This is a genomic window from Desulfacinum infernum DSM 9756 (assembly GCF_900129305.1).
GTDB classification, from domain to species: domain Bacteria; phylum Desulfobacterota; class Syntrophobacteria; order Syntrophobacterales; family DSM-9756; genus Desulfacinum; species Desulfacinum infernum.
This window is the reverse complement of record NZ_FQVB01000039.1, coordinates 12931-33278: the sequence shown is the minus strand read 5'-3', so window position 1 is coordinate 33278 and position 20348 is coordinate 12931. Positions and strand designations below refer to the sequence as shown.

17 protein-coding genes, 1 tRNA gene and 2 pseudogenes are annotated in these 20348 nt (G+C 63.0%); 6 read left to right on the top strand and 14 right to left on the bottom strand.

Annotation, left to right across the window (positions count from 1 at the left end; all coding sequences use genetic code 11):
• From BUB04_RS19460 to BUB04_RS15805, 5 genes and pseudogenes are all read left to right on the top strand, one after another.
• Window positions 1–208 (top strand): annotated as a pseudogene (locus tag BUB04_RS19460) (hypothetical protein); the annotation flags it as partial.
• Between the two features lie 185 nt (window positions 209–393).
• Window positions 394–1254: a branched-chain amino acid ABC transporter permease gene (locus BUB04_RS15820; protein ID WP_073041262.1), complete on the top strand. Its 861-nt coding sequence runs from the start codon at window positions 394–396 to the stop codon at window positions 1252–1254.
• Window positions 1254–2222: a branched-chain amino acid ABC transporter permease gene (locus BUB04_RS15815; protein WP_073041260.1), complete on the top strand. Its 969-nt coding sequence runs from the start codon at window positions 1254–1256 to the stop codon at window positions 2220–2222. Before BUB04_RS15820 ends, BUB04_RS15815 begins: the two co-directional genes overlap by 1 nt.
• Window positions 2219–2983, top strand: a complete 765-nt coding sequence (locus tag BUB04_RS15810) for an ABC transporter ATP-binding protein (protein ID WP_073041258.1) — start codon at window positions 2219–2221, stop codon at window positions 2981–2983. The genes BUB04_RS15815 and BUB04_RS15810 overlap by 4 nt, the downstream gene beginning before the upstream one ends.
• Window positions 2973–3674, top strand: coding sequence for an ABC transporter ATP-binding protein (locus tag BUB04_RS15805; RefSeq protein WP_073041255.1), 702 nt, complete (start codon window positions 2973–2975; stop codon window positions 3672–3674). The genes BUB04_RS15810 and BUB04_RS15805 overlap by 11 nt, the downstream gene beginning before the upstream one ends.
• Window positions 3675–4192: 518 nt before the next feature.
• Here BUB04_RS15805 and BUB04_RS15800 read toward each other — a convergent pair.
• Window positions 4193–4969: an enoyl-CoA hydratase gene (locus BUB04_RS15800; RefSeq protein WP_143156522.1), complete on the bottom strand. Its 777-nt coding sequence runs from the start codon at window positions 4967–4969 to the stop codon at window positions 4193–4195.
• Window positions 4970–5143: 174 nt separating this feature from the next.
• Between BUB04_RS15800 and BUB04_RS15795 the strand changes: the two genes are divergently transcribed.
• The gene (locus tag BUB04_RS15795) at window positions 5144–6304 is read left to right on the top strand and encodes a DegT/DnrJ/EryC1/StrS family aminotransferase (protein WP_073041269.1); all 1161 of its coding nucleotides are present in this window, start codon (window positions 5144–5146) and stop codon (window positions 6302–6304) included.
• Between the two features lie 290 nt (window positions 6305–6594).
• Here the strand turns inward: BUB04_RS15795 and BUB04_RS20320 are convergent.
• From BUB04_RS20320 to BUB04_RS15730, 13 genes and pseudogenes are all read right to left on the bottom strand, one after another.
• Window positions 6595–6702: pseudogene (locus BUB04_RS20320) on the bottom strand (four helix bundle protein); the annotation flags it as partial.
• A 163-nt stretch (window positions 6703–6865) separates the two neighbouring features.
• Complete coding sequence (gene purN / locus BUB04_RS15785) at window positions 6866–7681, bottom strand: phosphoribosylglycinamide formyltransferase (protein ID WP_073041251.1); 816 nt, start codon at window positions 7679–7681, stop codon at window positions 6866–6868.
• An 18-nt stretch (window positions 7682–7699) separates the two neighbouring features.
• Window positions 7700–8530 (bottom strand): phosphoribosylformylglycinamidine synthase subunit PurQ, encoded by an 831-nt coding sequence (locus tag BUB04_RS15780; protein ID WP_073041248.1) that lies wholly within the window; start codon window positions 8528–8530, stop codon window positions 7700–7702.
• 400 nt (window positions 8531–8930) lie between these two features.
• Complete coding sequence (locus tag BUB04_RS15775; RefSeq protein ID WP_073041246.1) at window positions 8931–11924, bottom strand: AIR synthase-related protein; 2994 nt, start codon at window positions 11922–11924, stop codon at window positions 8931–8933.
• Window positions 11925–11948: 24 nt separating this feature from the next.
• Window positions 11949–12494 carry a manganese efflux pump MntP gene (locus BUB04_RS15770; RefSeq protein WP_073041244.1) on the bottom strand — a complete coding sequence of 182 codons (546 nt, stop codon included), beginning with the start codon at window positions 12492–12494 and terminating at the stop codon, window positions 11949–11951.
• A 31-nt stretch (window positions 12495–12525) separates the two neighbouring features.
• Window positions 12526–12906: a PilZ domain-containing protein gene (locus BUB04_RS15765; RefSeq protein ID WP_073041242.1), complete on the bottom strand. Its 381-nt coding sequence runs from the start codon at window positions 12904–12906 to the stop codon at window positions 12526–12528.
• A gap of 157 nt (window positions 12907–13063) precedes the next feature.
• Window positions 13064–15475 carry a phenylalanine--tRNA ligase subunit beta gene (pheT, locus tag BUB04_RS15760; RefSeq protein ID WP_073041240.1) on the bottom strand — a complete coding sequence of 804 codons (2412 nt, stop codon included), beginning with the start codon at window positions 15473–15475 and terminating at the stop codon, window positions 13064–13066.
• 130 nt (window positions 15476–15605) lie between these two features.
• Complete coding sequence (gene pheS, locus BUB04_RS15755; RefSeq protein ID WP_073041238.1) at window positions 15606–16616, bottom strand: phenylalanine--tRNA ligase subunit alpha; 1011 nt, start codon at window positions 16614–16616, stop codon at window positions 15606–15608.
• Between the two features lie 6 nt (window positions 16617–16622).
• Window positions 16623–16976, bottom strand: coding sequence for a 50S ribosomal protein L20 (gene rplT, locus BUB04_RS15750; protein WP_073041235.1), 354 nt, complete (start codon window positions 16974–16976; stop codon window positions 16623–16625).
• A gap of 54 nt (window positions 16977–17030) precedes the next feature.
• The gene (gene rpmI, locus BUB04_RS15745; RefSeq protein WP_073041267.1) at window positions 17031–17228 is read right to left on the bottom strand and encodes a 50S ribosomal protein L35; all 198 of its coding nucleotides are present in this window, start codon (window positions 17226–17228) and stop codon (window positions 17031–17033) included.
• A 198-nt stretch (window positions 17229–17426) separates the two neighbouring features.
• Entirely contained in the window at window positions 17427–17939 is a 513-nt protein-coding gene (gene infC, locus BUB04_RS15740) for a translation initiation factor IF-3 (RefSeq protein WP_073041265.1), read from the bottom strand.
• Window positions 17940–18098: 159 nt separating this feature from the next.
• Window positions 18099–20045 (bottom strand): threonine--tRNA ligase, encoded by a 1947-nt coding sequence (gene thrS / locus BUB04_RS15735; protein WP_073041233.1) that lies wholly within the window; start codon window positions 20043–20045, stop codon window positions 18099–18101.
• Between the two features lie 227 nt (window positions 20046–20272).
• Window positions 20273–20347, bottom strand: a tRNA-Val gene (locus BUB04_RS15730).
• Between the last annotated feature and the right edge of the window lies 1 nt (window position 20348).

Genomic DNA, 20348 nt, shown 5'->3' with positions numbered 1-20348 from the left:
GCTTCGCGAAAGCGGAATTCGTCACCACTGGGCCACCTTGCGAACGCATCTGAGTGGCCAGGTGCGGGTGACCACCAGCATGGTCAATGACAAAGGGCAGGTCATTCACATACGACACACGTCCGAGCCGGAACCGGTTCACGTGAAAATTTACAATGCTCTCGGGCTGCCGGTACGACCATTAAGGAGGCTGACCACCATCGAATGAAAAATTTGTAGTGTAGAATTTGAAAACACTCTACAACAAAATCAGTAACTTACACACAAAAGTGACAAACTTGGGCTAGCGACCTGCTGATAACCGCCAACCGAAATCTGTAAACTGACAACGACCCACGGACCACGCATAACGGAAAACAGATCACGGATAACGGACAACGGATCACGAAAACAATGGAATCCCTTCTCACCAACACTCTGAACGGCCTGAGCTGGGGCATGCTGCTCTTTCTCATCTCCGTGGGACTCACGACGATCTTCGGCGTCCTGGGCGTCCTCAATTTCGCCCACGGTTCCCTCTTCATGCTGGGGGCCTACGGCACCCTGACGGTGATGCACCTCTTTCCCTCCTTCTGGGCGGGGGTGCTCATTGCGCCGCTGGCCACGGCCCTGCTGGGCATGGCTTTGGAGGTGACGCTCCTTCGGCGGGTGTACGGGCGGGATGTGAGTTACCAGCTGCTCCTGACCTTCGCGGTGCTCCTGGTTTTGGACGATGCCGTGCGCATCATCTGGGGACCCGCCTACCACGTGGTGGACCCCCCTGCCCTGCTGTCCGGGACCGTGCCCCTCTTTGCCCATTCCTACCCCGTTTACCGGCTCTTTCTCATCGCCGTGGGGCCGGTGCTGGGCCTGGCCCTGTGGGCCTTCTTTTCCTGGACGCGCTGGGGGAAAATCATCAGGGCGGCGGCCCAGGATCGGGAGATGGCCGAAGGGGTGGGCATCCGCGTGCCGCTCCTCTTCACACTGGTTTTCGGTCTGGGGGCCTGGCTGGCCGCCTTGGGAGGCGCCCTGGCGGCTCCCCACCAGAGTGTGGGGCCGGCCATGGGCGAAAGGATCATCATCGAAAGCTTCATCGTGGTGGTGGTGGGAGGCCTGGGGAGCTTTCCCGGGGCGTTTGCAGGCGCCTTGGTCCTGGGGCTCCTGGAGGCCTTCGGCACCACCTTTGCCGGTCGGGTGCAGATGGCGCTGCCCTATCTGCTGCTGGCCCTGGTGCTGTTGGTGAGGCCGCGTGGGCTTTTGGGAAGGGAGGTGTGATGGTGAAACGACCTTCCCTTTCCGGCTGGCCCGGGGCCCTGGTTCTGCTCGTTTTTCTTGCGGCGGCGCCTTCTTTTCTGCCTGTCTACTGGGTTCTCCTGGGGACGGAGATCCTCATCATGGGCCTCTTTGCCATGAGCTTCAACCTGCTCTTCGGCTACACCGGCCTGCTTTCCTTCGGCCAGGGGGGTCTGTTGGGGGTGGGCGCCTACACGGCCGCGCTCCTCATGACCCATGGCGTCACGTCCCTTTGGCTCGTTCTTCTCGCTTCCGTGGGCGCGGCCGCCGTGACGGCCCTCTTGGTGGGGTTTCTTTGCGTGCGCCGCGACGAGATCTTTTTCGCCATGTTGTCCCTGGCCTTGGGGATGATGCTCTTTACCGTGGCCCACAACTGGCGGGAAGTCACGGGGGGAAGCGACGGACTGCCGGTCTTTTCCGTCCCTCCGGTGGTGCTGGGACCTTGGAGGGTATCGCTTTTCGCCCCCGCATCGGCCTACTACTTCGTACTCTTCTGGGCCGTGGCGGGAGCGCTCTTCCTGTGGGCGCTGGTCCGGTCCCCTTTCGGCCTCATCCTGACGGCGGTAAGGGAGAACAAGGAACGCCTTTCCTTTTCGGGCGCCAACGTAAAGGCCGTTCGGCTGGCGGCGTTCGTCACGGCGGGAGCCCTGGCGGGCCTGGCGGGTTTCCTTCTTTGCCTCTTCAACCGCATGGCGACTCCGGACATGCTCCATTGGAGTTTTTCCGCACGGCCGGTTCTCATGACCATCCTGGGTGGTGCCGGCACGTTCCTGGGGCCGGCGGTGGGAGCGGCCATCTTCTTCGTGCTGGAACATTGGGTCACCACGTTTACGGAAAACTGGATGATCGTGCTGGGAGCCATCCTCATCCCCGTGGTTCTCTTTTTCCCGGAAGGCATCTGGGGCACGCTGCTCCACGCCTTCCGTAACCGGAGGTGCGGCACCCCATGAAACAGCGGCCGATCCTCAGTGTGGAAGACGTGCATCACTCCTTCGGAAAGTTCGCGGCCCTTTCCGGGGTGTCGCTCCAGGTCCCGGAAGGGCGGCTCACGGCCCTCATCGGGCCCAACGGCGCCGGAAAAACCACCTTTTACAACGTGGTTTCCGGCCGGTATCGGCCCAGCCGGGGGAAGGTCCGTTTTCTGGGTCGGGACGTGACGGGGCTTCCCCCGCACCGTCTGTGCGCCCTGGGCCTGGCGCGCTCCTTCCAGATCACCAATATCTTTGAGCGGCTGACGGTGCTGGAAAACGTCCAGGTACCCCTGGTGGTGAAAAACCGGGGGACGTTTTGTTTCTGGCGCCGCTTGCATCGGGACGGGGCGCTGGAAAAGGCGGCCCTGGAGGTCCTGGCCATGGTGGGCTTGGAGGATAAGGCCCGCTGGGGGGTGCACGAGCTTCCCTACGGGGACAAGCGGTTGGTGGAAATGGCCATCGTGCTGGCCGGTCGGCCTCAGATGGTGCTCCTGGACGAGCCCACCGCAGGTATGAACCCCGAGGAGACGGACCACATGATCCGACTCATCAAGAGTTTGGCCGAAACCTCCGGGACCACCTTCTTCATCACCGAGCACGACATGAAGGTGGTCTTTTCCGTGGCGGACTATATCTACGTGCTGCATCAGGGAAGGCTTCTGGCCGAAGGGACTCCGGAGGAAATCCGCGCCGACCGCCGCGTGAGGGAAGCCTATCTGGGAGGAACCAGTGAGCCTTGAAGTGGTGGATATCCATGTGTTCTACGGGGACAGCTACATCCTGCAGGGGATCAGCCTGGAGGTTCGCGAGGGGGAGATCGTCTGTCTGTTGGGGCGAAACGGTGCGGGAAAGACCACGACCCTGCGGGGCATCGTGGGGTACGCCCCGCCCCGGCGCGGTGAGATACGCTTTCGGGGAAAGGTGATCAGCGGCCGGCAGGTGCACGAGATCGTTCGGGCCGGCATCGGTTACGTACCGGAAGACCGGCGCATCTTTCCGGGACTCACGGTGGAAGAAAACCTGGAGGTGGCCGTGCTGCCGGAACGCCCGGGCCGGAAACCCTGGACTCCGGAGAGGATCTTTGAGGAATTTCCCCTTCTCGAGCGGCTTCGCAAAAAACGGGGAGGCGAGCTGAGCGGCGGGGAACAGCAGCTCTTGGCCATCGCCCGGGCCCTGGTGGGCAATCCCGCTCTTCTGCTTCTGGACGAGCCCTGCGAAGGGTTGGCTCCCGTGGTGGTGGAGTTTCTCGGGGAAGTGATCTCGGGGCTTAAAAGTGAGATGCCCATCCTGCTCGCCGAACAGAACGCCCGGTTCGCCCTTTCCGTGGCGGACCGGGGATATGTGATTGAAAAGGGCCGCGTGCAATGTGAGGGTCCCGTGGAGAGGCTCCGGGAGGACCGAGAGGTCCAGGACCGGTACCTGGCGGTCTAGGAGCTTGTCTGAGAACTCCGCAAACCGTCACTCCCGCGCAAGCGGGAGTCCATAAGTTCCCGGAAATCCTGGATCCCAGCTTTCGCGGGGATGACGAATCGGCGTTGAACGGCGCGAATCTGCCGTTTCCGGTCAGCCTCCTAGCAGCTTGTCTGAGAACAAGTTCCCTTCATCAACCGACAGGGAATCCGTCTGCTTTCGTAGCCGCGGGGCTTCAGCCCCGCGGAAAGGGGCCATCATAACCCAATGAAGTGACAGGCAGTACCCCATGGCCCATCCGGCGTGCAGGGATTCCTCCGCAGCCCTGAAGGGCTGCGCTACGAGAAAAACGGCCCTCCCTGGCGTTCTGAAACAAGCCCCCAGGAGCCTGGCGGAAAGCTCCGGGCAAGAGCGTTTTTCCCGTAGCGCTTGGCTGGGCGGGGATAAACCCCGCCCCTACCGAAGAGCCCGGTGCGACCTGTAGGGGCGAATCATCATTCGCCCCTTCGCATATAGTGGTGGAGACGCGATCGGCTGTCCTACCGGTGCTTCCAGATGGGAGCGCGCTTTTCCACGAACGCCCGCATGCCTTCCTGGGCGTCGTCGGCCAGGCAGTTCATGACGATGGCTTCCTTGGCGAAATCATAAGCGGCCCGCTCGTCCAGATCCACCTGGCTGTAGAAGGCCTCCTTCCCAAAGGCGAGGGTAAACCGGCTGAAGGATGCGATGGATTCGGCCAGCTCCATGGTTTCTTCCGGAAGCCGCTCCAGGGGCACCACCCGGTTCACCAGGCCCCAGTCCAGGGCCTCCTGGGCGGAAACGAAGCGGCCCGTGAGGAGCATCTCCAAGGCGCGGCGCCTTCCGATCACCCGCACCAGAGGCACCATGGGCGTGGAGCAGAAAAGACCGATCTTGACGCCCGGCGTGGCGAACTTGGCCCCTGTCTCCGCCACCGCCAGGTCACAGGCGGCCACCAGCTGGCAGCCGGCCGCCGTGGCGATCCCGTGCACCTGGGCGATCACCACCTGGGGAAGCCGGTGCAGCTGGAGCATCATCTTGGAACAGGTGCTGAACAGCCGGCGGTGGGCGTGAAGATCCGCTTCGGGAGCAACCATGTCCTTGAGATTGTGGCCGGCACAGAAGGCCGGTCCTTCGCCCCGAACGATGAGAACGCGTACACCGGGATCCCGGGCCACCTCGTCCAGGTGGGTCAGGATGGATTGGATCACGGGCAGCGACAAAGCGTTTCGGGTGGCGGGATTGTTCAGAATCAGATGGGCGATGGGTCCCATCCGTTCCAGGATCACTTCTTTCATGGGCGGCACCTCCATGGGGCTGGCGGGTCAGCGGGTGAGTCGACGTGGGCGAAGGACGGCCCGGAAAAACGGCATTGCTGGAGCTTTCTCCTTGCCCCTTCGCCCTTTGGCCTATAACCTTGCTGGGTTTCACACGGATTCCCTGACTCTTAGCACAGGAAAAAGGTGGACGAAATGGAATTTATCGATCTGAAAGCCCAGCAGAAGCGGATCCGCGCCTTGTTGGAAGAGCGGATCGGCGCGGTTCTCGACCACGGCCGGTACGTCCTGGGGCCGGAAGTCATCGAACTGGAAGAGGAGCTGGCCCGCTACGTGGGGGTGCGCCACGCGGTGAGCTGCGCCTCCGGCACGGACGCGCTCCTCATGGTCCTCATGGCCTGGGGCTTCGGGCCCGGCCACGTGGTCTTCACCACCCCGTTTACCTTCATTGCCACGGCGGAGGTGGTGGCCCTGTTGGGAGCGGTTCCGGTCTTCGTGGACGTGGATCCCGAAACGTTCAACATGGACCCGGAGAAGCTCAGCCTGGCCGCGGAAGCTCTGGACCGGGACGACCCGTCGCTGCACCCCCTGCCCCAAGCGGCCCGGGGATGCCGGGCCAAGGCCGTCATTCCCGTGGACCTTTTCGGCCTTCCCGCCGACTACCCGGAGATCGAGCAGGTGGCGACCGAGCGTGGGCTGAAGGTTCTGGAGGATGCGGCCCAGTCCTTCGGGGCGTCCCTGGGAGGTATCCGGGCGGGCCGGTTCGGCCATGGGGCGGCCACGAGCTTTTTCCCCGCCAAACCCCTGGGAGGCTACGGCGACGGGGGCATGTGCTTGACCGACGACGGCGAGCTGGCGGAACGGCTCCGCTCCATCCGGGTCCACGGCCAGGGAAGCCACCGCTACGACCATGTGCGGCTGGGAATCAACGGGCGCCTGGATACGCTGCAGGCGGCGGTGCTGCTGGCCAAGATGACGATCTTCGACGAGGAGCTGATGCTCCGCCAACAGGCCGCCGAACGCTACCGGGAGCTCCTGGAACGCCACCGGCCCGATCTGCAGCTCCAGCACATCCCGGACGGCGCCGTGTCCGCCTGGGCCCAATTTTCCGTCGTCGCCCCCAGCGAACAGGATCGGGACGCCCTCCGAAAACGCCTGGAGGATGCCGGAATCCCCACGGCCGTCTACTACCCGGTGCCGCTCCACCTGCAGCCCGCCTTCGCGCATTTGGGCCACAAGGAAGGCGACTTTCCGGTAAGCGAAGACCTGGCCCGACGCATCTTCGCCCTGCCCATGCATCCGTATTTGTCGGCGGAGGAGCAGCAACACATAGTGGGAGTGATGGGTGATGGGTGATGGGTGATGAGGGATGGGGGATGGGGGATGGGGGATGGGGGATGGGGGATGGGGGATGGGTGATGAGTGATGGGGGATGAGTCAGGTGGGGGGATCTTGCTTGAAATGGCGCAGGAGTCCTAAATGAAGCTTGCGCACCTGTTCGATCTTGCTTTCCAGGCTTTCGTCCCGGGCCAGGCCCAAATCGTTGGCAAGTATCCATTGGGTTTCCAGCTCGGCCAGGGAACCCAGGCGATGTAAAGAAATTGAATGAATTCCTTTCTGGAATTGCGCGCGGCACCTTCGGCGATGTTGCAGGGAACGGACACCGCAGCGCGCCTCATCTGGGCCGTCATCCCATAAACTTCTTCCCTGGGGAACCGTGAGGTGACTAGGTAGACGGCCTTGGCCAAATCCATGGCGGCTTTCCAGAGTTCCAGATCCTTGTGGGTGCGCACCTCCGCCTCCTGCCTTCTACCTTCCTGGGCTTCCCTGCTCACCTGTACGTCATGTGTATCAAGCATGATGGCAGTCCTTTACCCATCACCCATCACTCGTCACTCATCACTCATAACTCGTCACTCATCCCCTAAATCGAAACGCCGACTCCACCCAGGAGCCGATGATTTCGCGGTAGTTGGGGTCGGTGATGCGCACACGCGGGCGGGATCCCGGCCCGGGTTCCACCCGCACCCTACCGTCGGCGATCCAGTTGATCACCTGGGCGTAGATCTTGTACTCCAGATGCAGCCCTCGGTTCTGCACGGTGCGCTCGTCGTCTTCGTCGAAGATGGGATAGACGCCCTGGGCGATGACAGGTCCCGAATCCTCTCCTTCGTCCACGAAGTGGACGGTCACGCCGCCCCACTTGCAGCCGTAACGGAAGGTATCCCGGTAGCCGTGCCGTCCGGGAAAGGCGGGAAGGAGCGCCGGGTGGATGTTGACCACCCGGAAGGCGCCCGACGTGTTGTAGTGGTCCAGGAAGTGAGGGGTGAGAAGGCGCATGAAACCCGCCAGGCAGATGATGTCGGGCTGGTGTGCATCCAGCTGAGCCATGAGCTCCCGTTCGGCGCCGATGAGGCGCTGAATGCGCGCACGGGCTTCCTCAGGGGATACTCCGGGGCTCAGGATCCGCTGGCGGCCCAGGACCTGACCCACCAGCGCTTCGTCCAGGGCCGGCGTGGGTTCGGAAGTCATGTGGCGGGCGTAATCCACCACGAACGTGGGGATTCCGGCCATGCGGGCCCGTTCCAGGCCGTAGGCGTCCGCGCGGTCGCTTCCGACGCAGACGATCCGGGCCTTGAGGGACCCGTCGTTCATCCGGTCGATCAGGGCCTGCAGGTTGGTCCCGCCGCCGGAAAGAAGAACGGCGATGCGCAGGGGCTGGGAAGTGTTCATGGCTTCCTCTCTCTGGGGTCAGGCAACGAACTGTTCGCCGGTGCGGGCGAAGTGCACCGCGTTTCGGAAAAGGAGGACTCCGGCGCCTTCCTCCGGCAGGGGCTCACCGGCCCGACGTCGCCGTTCCTTTTCCAGGGTCCAGTCGGGGTGGTTGGTCCAGTGGTTGAACGCTTCCGGGTGGGGCATGAGGCCCAGGATGCGTCCCGTGGGGTCGCAGATGCCCGCGATGTCGTGGATGGATCCGTTGGGATTGGCGGGGAACGCTCCGCCCGCAGGGTGCCCGTCTTCCGTGGCGTAACGGAGCACCACCTGATGGTTCTTCTCCAGCCTTTCGATCACGTCCGGCTCGGCGAAGAACTTTCCCTCCCCGTGGCGCACGGGTAACTCCATGGCCTCCAGGCCCCGGGTGAAGACGCAGGGGGATTGGTCGTTGAAGACCACATGGACCCACTGGTCCCGAAAGGTTCCGCAGTCGTTGGTCACGAGCGCCGCCTGCCGTTCCCACGACCCCGGTTGGAAACCCGGCAGCAGGCCCGTGTTGACCAGGACCTGGAATCCGTTGCAGATTCCCAGCACCAGGCCGCCTCGGTCCACGAAGGACAGGATCTGATCCCGCAGGCGGTGTTTGAGGCGCATGGCCAGGATGACGCCGGCGCCGTGTTCGTCGGCCCAAGAGAATCCGCCTCCGATGACGAAGATGTGGTAGTCCTCCAGCCGTTGGGCACCGGAGATGATGGCGTTGAGGTGAACCCGCCGGGCCTGGGCCCCGGCCAGGTTGAGGATATGGGCCGTTTCCCAATCGCAGTTGAGGCCGAAGCCTGTGAGTACCAGAGCTCGTACGTCCTTCATGGGTCGGTTGTCCTCCCAGGGATTAAGGCACGATTTTCAGAATGTCATGAAATCCCGCACGCGGGGATAACAAATCGATAAAGTAGGGTCCCTGTGGGGGCGGTTCGCGAACCGCTCCCACAGGGTGGGTGTCCTTTGAGGTCACGGGGCTGGGAGCTTTTCTGAGAATGGCTCCCTGGCCCAAGAGGCCCGGGATCTCCGTTCTTTTTGTAGCCGCGGGGCTTCAGCCCCGCGGGAAAGAGTCATCATAACGTTTTCTAGTGATGGACATCATGCCCGGTGGCCAGCCCGACGTCCGGAGGTTTCCTCCGCAGCCCTAAAGGGCTGCGCTACGAGAAAAACGGCCCTTCGCAGCACTTTCGGATAGGCTCCCAGGAAAACGCCATTCTCGGACAAGCTCCTAGCCCTTTCCGCCGCACCAGGCCTGCCGGAGGCGTTCCAGCGGCACGTTCAGCAGCTCCTTTCCGTCGCTTGCCCGGATGCGAAAAACAGGCGCCTCGATCACCTCACCGATCCGGCCCGCGGGAAGCCCCTTCATGAGTTCTTCGAAGGCGGCGATCCGATCGGGCGGCACGGTCACCAGGAAACGGCCGAGAGACTCGCTGAAGAGCAAGGCCGAAGGGGGAAGATCGCCATCCACCGGAACGCGGCTCAGATCCCATGTCATGCCAAGCCTTCCTGCAAAAGCCGTCATGGCCCCGTGTACAGCCAGCCCACCCCGGCCCACGGCGCGGCAGGAAGCGCAGAGCCCTCGATCCACGGCCTGTTCCAGGGCGCGGTAGAGCTTGAGGAAGTCTTCCGGGCGGGCGCGCGGAACGTTCAGGCCCACGTGGCCCAAATGCTCGTAGTATTCGGAAGCCCCCAGCTCGTTTCGCGTGATCCCCAGGACGTAGACCGCATCCCCGGGCATCTTCACGTCCATGGTGAGGCAGCGGTTCACGTCGGGCACCACCGTGGTGGCGGTGAACTGCATGGTGGGAAGCCCCGACACCTTGTGGCGTTCGCCGTAGGCTCCGGGAAGGTGGCCGTCCACATACATGCTGTCCTTTCCGGAAAGGAGCGGGATGCCGTAGGCCAGGCACATGTCCCGCAGCGCCCAGTTGGCCCGCACCAGCTGGGCCGCCTTGTATCGCCCGTCCGGGTTCTTTTCCGGATCGTACTGGATGTTGGGCCAGCAGAAGTTGTCCACCCCGCCGATCTCATCCAGGATCCCGCCCACGGCGAGAAGCCGGCGCACGCATTCGTCGATGGACGCTTCCACCATGTGGTAGGTGTCGATCTGCGAATAGGTGGGATGGAGCGCCTGGGTGACGGCCAGTCCCCGGTTGGAGGAGAGCACCGGCCGGATGACCGCCGCATCGTTGGGTACGTCCCGATCGCGGCCCACCAGGAACTTCACCGCGCTGGTTCCCTGCACTTCGTGATCGTATTGCCGCTGGATCCACTCCCGGCTGCACAGGTTGGGCGAGGCCAGAAGATCGCATAGCAGCCGGCCGAAATCCTGCGGCTCGCTCAACACGGGTTCCGTCAGCCCTCTCGATTGGGGCGACCGCCATTGGGCGTCGAACTCCCACTGGGGAAAATCCTCGCGGAAGAAGCTCAGGTCCAGGTAGGCGCAGGTGCGGCCTTCGTAGGTGAGGTGGAGCTTTCCCGAATCTTCGTAGCGACCGATCACGGTGCATTCCACCTCATGGAGGCGGGCCAGTTCCATGAACCGGTCCAGATTCTCCGGCCGCACGGCCACCGTCATCCGCTCCTGGGATTCGGAAACCCAGATCTCCCACACGTCCAGACCCTCGTACTTGAGGGGAACCTTGTCCAGCTCCACCAGGGCGCCCCCGGCCATCTGAGCCGATTCGCCGATGGACGATGAGAGCCCGCCGCCTCCGTTGTCGGTGATGAAGGTGATGAGCCCTTCGTCCCGGGCTTCCAGGAGAAAGTCGTGCATTTTCTTCTGAGTGTAGGGATCGCCGATCTGCACGTGCCCGGCGGGGGTGTGTTCGCTGTAGCTTTCGCTGGAGGCCGTGACCCCGTGGATGCCGTCCTTCCCCACGCGGCCGCCGGCCATGATGATGAGATCTCCTGGGTTGGGTTTCTTCCGCTCCGTGGGTTCCCCTTTCACAGTCTTGGGCATAAGGCCGATGGCGCCCACGAAGACCAGGCATTTTCCAAGGTAGGAGGGGTGGTGGAGCAGGTTGCCGAAGACCGTGGGAACGCCGTGCTTGTTGCCCCCGTCGCGCACGCCTTCCACCACGCCGTCCAGGAGCCGGCGCGGATGCAGGTGCGGGCGGAGCGGGCCGGCGTAGTCCCGGGGGCCCACGCAGTAGCCGTAGAGGCCGGCGATGAGGCGCGAGCCCTTTCCGGTTCCCATGGGATCCCGGTAGACACCCACGATGCCGGTGAGGGCCCCGCCGTAGGCTTCCATGTTGGAGGGGCTGTTGTGGGTTTCCCCCGTGATCACGTAGTGATGGTCGTCGTCGAAGCGGGCCACCCCGGCGTTGTCCCACAAGACCGATACCACCCAGTCCTTTTTCTTTTGAATCTTCAGGGTGGGAGCTTCGATGCAGGTCCTGAAGAGACTGTCCACCACGGCTTCTTCACCGGAATCGGGATCGCGGTAGAAGAATTTCCCCCTGAAGGTGTTGTGGTTGCAGTGGTCGCTTCGGGCCTGGCTGATGGCTTCCAGCTCCACGTCGGTGGGGAGATCGAGGCCCACCTTGCGCCGCTCTTCCACCACCTCCGGCCGAAGGAAGTAGGCCCGAATCACGGGGATGTCCCGGGGATGGAGCGCCAGGTTTCGTTCATCGCTCAGCCTCTTGAGCTCGTCGTCGCTGCCGATGGCGAGGGTCTGCACCGTCGGTGTGTGGGCCAGGTCCACCTTGGGGAGAATGAAGCCGATGCCATGCCGGGAATCCCAGTCCTTTGGGGCGTAGATGCGCCATTGCTGGATGATGTCGTTGGCCAGCAGTTCCCGGGCGATGGTGTCCACCTGTTCGCGGCTAAGTGGGGCGTCCCGGAGCAGCACCAATTTGGAGGTGTAGGCGGCCGCATGGGGAGGCATCGGCCGTTGCAGGAAGTCGGTAATGGCCTCCAGGGCCACGCTTCCGGCCGTATCCCGCACACCCGGGCGGAACCCCACCCAGACGGCCCAGTCGAAATCCTCAGGTCTTGCCAGGGGCCCATAACTGGAAACCTGGGTCACAGGGTTGGTGAAGATCTCCGTGCGAACAGCTTCCAGTTCCGATTCGTTCAGACCGGCGTCCAGCATGAGCACATGGATCACACGGGCGCTTCCCACGTGCCAGCCGAAATAGTCGTGGATCATCCGGCACAGGCCGGATCCTTCCGCATCGAAAAGGTGAGGCTTGAGAGCGATCTCCAATCTGGCTGCCATGGATCCATCCCGTTTTTTCTGATGTTAACCTTTGAGAAGTTTGAAGGCGATGAGTATAAGGATGCCGCCGCCCACGACGCCCATGCGGCGGCCCCACAGGGCGGAGAGGCGATCGCCGATCCGCATGGCCGCCCAGGTCATGAGCCCGGCGGTGACTCCGATGCAGACGGCGGCTCCCAGAAGGCGCCTGCCCAGAAGGCCCAGGCTGAACCCCACTCCCAAGGCGTCCAGGCTGGTGGCGACCGAAAGGACAACCAGGCTCGTGCCTCGGGTGGGGTCGGCGCAGGCCTCCTCTTCCTCACCGCCCCGCAGACTTTCGTAAGCCATCTTGGAGCCGATGAAAAGGAGGATGGCGCAGGCGACCCAGGGGCCCCAGGTGCGGGCCGTTTCCACCAGGGTGGTTCCCAGCACCCATCCGATGAGGGGCATGGCGAACTGAAAGAAGCCGAAATGGAAGGAAAGGCGAAAGATGTGGCGGGGTGTGCAGAAGCGGGTGCCCACGCCGAGGCCCACGGCAAAGGCATCACAGCCGAGCGCCACGGCCACCAGCAGGGTCTCCCATACGGACATGATTCTCCTTCGTGCAGTTTCGGACCGGCCCTTAGGTGTAATAAATCTCGTACTGCGTGCCGTAGCTCTGGTACTGGAGGCTCAGATCCCCCAGGATCCGAGCGATGCTGGAATCGAGCTGCAGGAACTTGATCCCCATGCCCCGTGGCGTGGCCGCGTCGTCCGGGCCGTACAGGTTGGACCAGATCACCTCCCCCTCCACCTCAAAGGGCTTCTGGAAGCCGGGAAAGAGAAGGCTCAGTCGAACGCGGGTCTGGATGGGCGCCGGGTCCTTGCAAAGAACGAGCATGCCCCTTTCATTGAAATGGATCGCCCGCCCCATGCCCTTGTTGTCGCCGTAGGTGAAGGCCACCTGGCAAGGCTTGGGCCTCTTTTCCCCTCCATCGCCTCCCGCGTTGGCGCCGTTGAGCATGGAGATCCTCCGTAATCCGTGAGCCGTGGTCCTGGGGGAATCGGGGGCGTTGGCACGCGTTCCCAGGGCCGTACCCCGGAAAATGGCCCACCCCGTTACCCCTCTACCCTACCCCTTCAATCCTTAATCCTTCGAATCTTCAATCCTTCAATCCTGATCAGCGAAGCTGCGCGTCGAAGGCGGCCAGCACCTTCTCCGTTATCCGCTCGTGCAGGGCGTTGACCTCTTCGTCGGTCAGGTTCCGGTCCGGAGCGCGGTACACGATGCGATACCCCACGCTCTTTCTCCCCTCCCCCAGTTGCTTGCCCCGGTACAGGTCGAAAAGGTCCACCTGTTCCACCAGCGGCTCCCGGAGGGACCGGATGTAGTCCAGCGGAGCGGCCACCGGCAGATCGTCGGCCACGATGAGGGCCATGTCCCGGGTGACCGAGGGAAATTTGGGAAGGGGCGAAAAACCGGGATGGGGCCGCTTCAATCGGTAGAGGGTTTCAAAATCCAGTTCGAGGTAGTAGGTGTCCCTCTTGAGGTCGAACGCCTCCTGCACGTCGGGGTGGACCCTTCCCACCGATCCCACCAGGGTGTCCGCCACATGGATGGCGGCGCCCATGGACGGGTCGCAGTACGGGGGAAGCGGCTCCCGGGAAAAGCGAACGGCATCCGGGCCCAGGTGAAACCGTTCCAGCACGGCTTCCACCGCTCCCTTGGCGTCCGCATAGTCCACCGTTTCCTCGGATCCGTACAACGGGTGGGGAACCCGGCGTCCGGCCAGGATGCCCACAAGATGGTGGTCTTCCTGCGGCAGGGCTTCCCCCTCTCGGGGCAGGAAGACCTTGCTCAATTCAAAGAGCCGCAGATCCGTGTTGGCGCGATCGAAGTTGTGGCGTGCCGTCAGGAGCAGCCCGGGCAGGAGTGACGTACGCATGACCGCCTGCTCCTCGCTCAAGGGATTCAACAGTCGAACGGGCTGCAGGCGCGGGTCCCCTTCCGGAAGCCCGAGGTCTTGCAGGGCCTTTTCGGGGATGAAGGAATAAGTCAAGACTTCGTCGAACCCGATGGCCGTCAGGGTCTCCTTGAGCTTCTGGCGCAAGGTGGCATGGGGGTCCGGAGGATCGGCGTAAAGCGGGGCCGTGGCGTGGGTGACCGGCACCCGATCGTAGCCCACGAGGCGGGCCACCTCTTCGGCCAGGTCAACTTCCCGCGTCACGTCGGAGCGGCAAGAAGGGGGTGTGACCAGGAGGGTCTCCGGATCCTTCGACTCCACCTGCATTTCGATGGATTCCAGCACACGTGCCATGTCGCCGGCATCCAGGTCGAGGCCCAGGAAGCGGTTCACCTTGGCAACGCGCAGTTCGATGGTGGGGCGGGCGATGGGCGCCGGGTATTCGTCGATGACCCCCTTGGCAAGAACCCCCCCGGCCAGCTGGACCATGAGCTGGGCCGCACGATCCACCGCCCGGATGACGCCCTCCGGGTCGATGCCCCGCTCGAACCGGTAGCTGGACTCGGTTCGAAGGCCCAGTTTGCGGCTGGAGCGCCGGATGCCTTCCGGCTGGAAATAAGCGCTTTCGATGAGTACTTGGGTGGTCTGATCGGTGATTTCCGAATCGAGGCCGCCCATGATGCCGGCGATGGCCACGGGCCCCACTCCGTCGCATATCAAAAGGGTATCGTCGAAAAGGGTCCGTTCCACTCCGTCCAGAGTGGAAAAGCGTTCCCCGGAACGGGCGCGGCGCACCACGATCCGGCCTTCCCGCAGGCGCTCGTAGTCGAAGGCATGGAGCGGCTGGCCTAGTTCCATCATCACGTAGTTGGTGACGTCCACCACATTGTTGATGGACCGGATGCCGGCGGCTTCCAGGCGGCGCTTCATCCACTGGGGAGACGGCCCGATGCGCACGCCCCGGATGAGGCGGGCCGCATAGCGCGGACAGCCCACGGGGTCCTGGATGGTGACCGAGGCGGTGTCGTGGATGGAGGGGCCGTCTTCGGCCAGGGTGATTTCCGGGTAGCGCAGTTGCGTGCCGCAGATGGCCGCGACCTCGCGGGCCACGCCGACCATGGAAAGGCAGTCGCCCCGGTTGGGGGTGATGGAAACGTCCAGGACGGCGTCGTCCAGGTCCATGGCTTCCAGCAAGGTCTTTCCCAGGGGCAGATGGGGATCGAGAACCCAGATGCCGGAGGCGTCCTCACCCAGGAAAAGTTCCCGTTGGCTGCAAAGCATGCCCTCGGACAACTGACCACGGATCTTGGCTTCGGAAAGTTTCTGGCCGTTGGGAAGGACGGCTCCCGGAAGCGCCAGGGCTACCACCTGCCCCGGGGCCACGTTGGGAGCCCCGCAGACCACCTGCCGGATGCGGGTGCCGTCGTGGACGTCGCACAACCGGAGCTTGTCCGCGTTGGGATGGGGTCGAACGGCATCCACCCGCGCCACGACCACTTGGGTCAGAAAGGCATGGGGGCGTTCCACCGATTCCACTTCCAGGCCCGCCATGGTGAGGCGGTCCGCAAGGGTGTCGGCGTCCACGGTGAGGTCCACATAGTCCTTGAGCCACTGGGTGCTTACGCGCATCGATGTTCCCCTCTCAGTGCCTGATGGAGCGCCCTCGCCGTTACGACAAAGGGCACGACCCGGTCGTCGTGCCCTTTGTGGGGGAGCGGCGGAAGATGAAAACAGTGCGGCCCGGCGATGACTCTCCCCGCTAGAACTGCCTCAAGAATCGGACGTCGTTTTCGAAAAAGAGCCGCAGGTCGTTGATACCGTAGCGAAGCATGGCGATCCGTTCGATGCCCATCCCGAAGGCGAAGCCGGTCACTTCATCGGGATCGTAACCGACCATTTTGAAGACCTCCGGGTCAACCATGCCGGATCCCAGGATCTCCAGCCATCCGGTCTGGGAGCAGACCCGGCACCCGGCCCCCCGGCACATGACGCACTGGATGTCCACTTCCGCACTGGGCTCGGTGAACGGAAAGAAGCTGGGGCGGAAGCGAAGACCCACATGAGGGCCGAACATTTGATGGACGAAGACGGTGAGAACGCCCTTGAGGTCCCCGAAGGAGATGTCGCGCCCCACCATGAGGCCCTCCACCTGATGGAACATGGGCGTGTGGGTGACGTCCGAATCGCATCGGTAGGCCTTGCCGGGCGCGATGATCTTGATGGGCGGGCGCTTCTTTTCCATGGTGCGGATCTGAAGCGGAGACGTATGGGTGCGCAGGACCACCTCGTCCGACACGTAGAAGGTGTCTTGCATGTCGCGGGCCGGGTGGTCCTTGGGAATGTTGAGGGCCTCGAAGTTGTAGTAGTCCAGCTCGACTTCCGGTCCTTCCACGGTCTCAAAGCCCAGCCGGTTGAAGATGGCCGCGATGTCCATGGCCGTCTGCGTGATGGGGTGCAACCGGCCGGAAAGGGGACGCCGTCCGGGGACCGTCACGTCTAGGACGGACTTGGGGCGCTTGGCCTGTTCCTTGGCCTTGCGGATCGCTTCGGCAAGACGTTCCTCAAGGGCCGCCTTCACCTCGTTCAAGACCCGGCCGGCCTCGGGCCGGGCCTCTGCAGGCACAGTGCCGAGGCGCTTGAAGAGGGCCGTGAGCTTGCCTTTGCGGCCCAAAAAGCCCACGCGGACCGCATCCAGGGCCTTCAGGTCTGCGCCCGCCGCCGCGATGGCCCCTTCCGCTTCCCGAAAAAGTGTGCGCGCATCCTCTTCCATGGGTCCCTACGCCGCTTCCTTGGCAACGGCTACCAGTTGGGCGAAGGCCTGGGGATCGGACACGGCCAAGCCCGCCAGCACCTTGCGATCCAACTCCACGTTGGCCTTCTTCAGTCCGCTCATGAAGGCGGAATAGCTCAGTCCGTGTTGGCGCGCCGCTGCATTGATGCGCATGATCCACAGGCTTCGGAAGTTGCGCTTCTTGGCCCGACGGTCCCGATAGGCGTAAACCAGGGCGCGACTGACGGTTTCCTTGGCGGTGCGCAACAACCGGCCGCGACCGCCGCGGTAGCCCTTGGCCATATGAAGAATCTTCTTGCGGCGCTGACGTGATTTCACCGCCTTCTTTACTCGAGGCATCTTCCCACTCCTTGAAAGTCACAAGTGTCTGTATTGAATAGGCCCTGCCGGCGCCTAGAGGTACGGCAGCATCCTCTGCAGACCCTTCACATTGGCGGGGTCCACGATAGTGGATCGGCGAAGCGCCCGCTTGCGTTTGGAGCTCTTCTTGGTGAGGATGTGACTCTTGTAGGCTTTGGCTCGCGCAAAGCGTCCGCCTCCGGTCTTGCGAAAGCGCTTCGCGGCCCCACGGTTGGTTTTGAGCTTTGGCATGGATTCCTCCGAATGGTCTCGTTTCACAAGGTCTCAGACCGGGCTCTTTCGGCACAAAACAGCGCAACGCCGCACGGAGGCGGTGTTGCGTCCGGCACGGGGACGGGCGTACGCATCGGGAAGCCTCGTCCCCACGGTGGATCGAGGCGTGTAATCTATTGACACCCCTGGGGTGTGTCAAGCTTTTTGTGAGGAAGGTTAGGCCTTTGGCGCCAGGATCATGACCATGTTGCGCCCTTCCATCTTGGGCGGCATCTCCACGACCGCTTCGTCCTGGAGCTCATCGAGGATCTTCTGGAGCACCATGGCCCCGCGCTCCTTGAAGGCGATCTCCCGGCCGCGGAAGATGACCGTCACCTTGGCCTTGTCCTTCTGGGCCAAAAAGCGACGGATGTGACGCAACTTGGTCTGGATGTCGTGGTCGTCGGTCTTGGGGCGCACCTTCACTTCCTTGACCTGGATGACCGTCTGCTTCTTCTTGGCTTCCTGAGATCTCTTGCTCTGCAAGTACTTGAACTTCCCGTAGTCCATGATCTTGCAGACGGGAGGATCGGCATTGGGGGCCACTTCCACCAGGTCCAAGCCTTCCTCTCGGGCCGCCTCCAGCGCCTGTTGAAGGGGCATGATCCCTAGTTGGGTGCCGTCGGAACCAATGACGCGCACTTCGCGAGCCCGAATCCTCTCGTTCACGTTGCCTTCTTGCTTTTTCAGGGCCTTCTCCTCCTTGCTGGATGTTCTTTTTGGAATGGGTCCAAGTAAGCAGCTGCGGAACTCCATCCGCCGCCGCGGGACAAAAGCTGTGTTCGTCTATTGGCGTCTCTATGCGGTTCTGGTTCTTTCTCCCATGAGCCTAGCGGACCCCACAGGGGGTCACACGGCGCCGAGGCCGATGCGCCCGCCGGAGCCTTCCAGGCATTCCTTTTCCACCAGTTGGACGAACTCTTCCACGGGCATGAGGTCCAGTTGCGTGCCGTCCCGGCGCCTCGGCCGCACGCCGCCGGCCTCCACTTCCTTGTCGCCCACCACCAACATGTAGGGAACCTTCTGGAGCTGGGCCTCGCGGATCTTGAAGCCCAGCTTCTCGTTTCTCTCATCGATTTCCGCCCGCACCCCGGCGTCGCGGAGCTGCCGGTACACTCTGCGCGCGAAGTCCAGCTGGCTGTCGGTGACGGTCACCACCACGGCCTGCACGGGGGCCAGCCAGGTGGGGAACGCGCCGGCGTAATGCTCGATGAGCACCCCCATGAAGCGCTCGATGGCCCCCAGAATCACCCGGTGGAGCATCACGGGTCGATGGCGGTTGCCGTCCGGTCCCACGTAGGTGAGATCGAAGCGTTCCGGCAGGGTGAAGTCGCACTGGATGGTGGCGCATTGCCACTTGCGTTCCAGGGCGTCCTTGAGCTTCACGTCGATCTTGGGACCGTAGAAGGCCCCTTCCCCTTCGCAGATGTGGTAGGGAATGCCCTTATCCTGGAGGGCGTCCATGAGCGCCCTGGTGGCCCGCTCCCAGTCTTCGTCGGTTCCGATGGACTTCTCCGGGCGGGTGCTGATTTCCATCTCGTAGTCGAAGCCGAAAAGGCCCATGACCTCAATGACGAAATCCACGATGCCCTGGATTTCCGAATGGAGCTGTTCCGGCGTGCACAGGATGTGGGCATCGTCCTGGGTGAACTGACGGACGCGCAACAACCCGTGGAGAACGCCCGACTTCTCATGGCGGTGCACGGTGCCCAGTTCGAAAAACCGCAGGGGCAGGTCCCGGTAGCTGCGGACCTTGGACTTGTAGATGATCATGTGCGACAGACAGTTCATGGGCTTGATGCCGTAGGACTGCCCGTCGATTTCCGTGAAGTACATGTTTTCGCGGTAGTTGTCGAAATGGCCGGATCGCTTCCACAGCTCGGTCTTGAGCAGGGTCGGCCCCATGACGATCTGGTAGCCGCGGCGGAGATGTTCCCGCTTTTCGAAGGTCTCCAGGATGTGGCGGAGCAGAGCGCCCTTGGGATGGTAGATGACCATCCCGGCTCCCACCTCGTCGGAAAAGCTGAAAAGATCCAGTTCGCGCCCCAGCTTGCGGTGATCGCGCTTTTGGGCTTCCTCCAGGAACTGCAGGTACTTCTTGAGGGCCTTGATGTCGGCGAAGGCCGTTCCGTAGATGCGCTGGAGCATGGGGTTTCGTTCGTCGCCCCGCCAGTAGGCGCCGGCCACGGAAAGGAGCTTGCACGCCTTGATGTAGCCGGTGTGGGGGATGTGGGGACCCCGGCAAAGGTCCACAAAGTCTCCCTGGCGATAGATGGAGATGGTGGGCTCTTCCAGTTCTTCCAGGAGCTCCACCTTGTACTTTTCGCCCTTTTGGCGAAAGAGCTCGATAGCCTCCTCCCGGGCCACCTCCTGCCGTTCAAAGGGAACCTTCGCCTGGATGATCTCCTGCATCTTGGCTTCGATCTTGGCCAGATCGTCGGGGCTGAAGGGCTGCGGCACGTCGAAATCGTAGTAGAATCCGTTTTCGATGGCCGGTCCGATGGCCACCTTGGCCTCCGGAAAGAGGCTGAGCACGGCCTGGGCCATCACATGGGAGGTGCTGTGGCGGAGGATTTCGAGCCCTTCCGGACTGTCGGCCGCCACCGGTTCCAGCACGGCGTCCTGTTCCACGGGCCGGGTGAGATCCACAAGGCGACCATTGAGTCGTGCCGCGATCCATTGGTTGCCCTTGACTCCCAGGTCCCGAAGAGCGTCCTGGACGGTTTGGCCAGCCGGCAACTCCACACTTTTGCCATCCGGCAAAGACACTCGTACGTGTTCCGATTCTTCGTGCATTCCCTGTTCATCCCCTTTCTTCGCATCCGCCGGCGGGCCCCCTTGCGGCTCCGGCGAAACAAAAAGAGCATCAGCCGCCGCAAGACGGGACTGATGCTCTGTGATGTTCAATCGGCTTGCGCGCTGGATTGTGATACGCGTGCTGGTTTGCGCTTCACCCGATGGCCTTGCGTATCTGTGTCGGTGTGCGTCTCGGATTCCGTGACCCGTTCCCCCTTCGAAAGGGGTGGTAGGCACGGGCGGGATTGAACCGCCGACTTCTACCGCGTCAAGGTAGCGCTCTCCCACTGAGCTACGTGCCTA

Excerpts from the sequence above, each read along its gene's own strand:
- BUB04_RS15820 (WP_073041262.1), top strand. The coding sequence starts at position 394 with ATGGAATCCCTTCTCACCAACACTCTGAACGGCCTGAGCTGGGGCATG.
- BUB04_RS15815 (WP_073041260.1), top strand. The coding sequence starts at position 1,254 with ATGGTGAAACGACCTTCCCTTTCCGGCTGGCCCGGGGCCCTGGTTCTG.
- BUB04_RS15810 (WP_073041258.1), top strand. The coding sequence starts at position 2,219 with ATGAAACAGCGGCCGATCCTCAGTGTGGAAGACGTGCATCACTCCTTC.
- BUB04_RS15800 (WP_143156522.1), bottom strand. The coding sequence starts at position 4,969 with ATGAAAGAAGTGATCCTGGAACGGATGGGACCCATCGCCCATCTGATT.
- BUB04_RS15795 (WP_073041269.1), top strand. The coding sequence starts at position 5,144 with ATGGAATTTATCGATCTGAAAGCCCAGCAGAAGCGGATCCGCGCCTTG.
- purN (WP_073041251.1), bottom strand. The coding sequence starts at position 7,681 with ATGAACACTTCCCAGCCCCTGCGCATCGCCGTTCTTCTTTCCGGCGGC.
- BUB04_RS15780 (WP_073041248.1), bottom strand. The coding sequence starts at position 8,530 with ATGAAGGACGTACGAGCTCTGGTACTCACAGGCTTCGGCCTCAACTGC.
- BUB04_RS15775 (WP_073041246.1), bottom strand. The coding sequence starts at position 11,924 with ATGGCAGCCAGATTGGAGATCGCTCTCAAGCCTCACCTTTTCGATGCG.
- BUB04_RS15770 (WP_073041244.1), bottom strand. The coding sequence starts at position 12,494 with ATGTCCGTATGGGAGACCCTGCTGGTGGCCGTGGCGCTCGGCTGTGAT.
- BUB04_RS15765 (WP_073041242.1), bottom strand. The coding sequence starts at position 12,906 with ATGCTCAACGGCGCCAACGCGGGAGGCGATGGAGGGGAAAAGAGGCCC.
- pheT (WP_073041240.1), bottom strand. The coding sequence starts at position 15,475 with ATGCGCGTAAGCACCCAGTGGCTCAAGGACTATGTGGACCTCACCGTG.
- pheS (WP_073041238.1), bottom strand. The coding sequence starts at position 16,616 with ATGGAAGAGGATGCGCGCACACTTTTTCGGGAAGCGGAAGGGGCCATC.
- rplT (WP_073041235.1), bottom strand. The coding sequence starts at position 16,976 with ATGCCTCGAGTAAAGAAGGCGGTGAAATCACGTCAGCGCCGCAAGAAG.
- rpmI (WP_073041267.1), bottom strand. The coding sequence starts at position 17,228 with ATGCCAAAGCTCAAAACCAACCGTGGGGCCGCGAAGCGCTTTCGCAAG.
- thrS (WP_073041233.1), bottom strand. The coding sequence starts at position 20,045 with ATGCACGAAGAATCGGAACACGTACGAGTGTCTTTGCCGGATGGCAAA.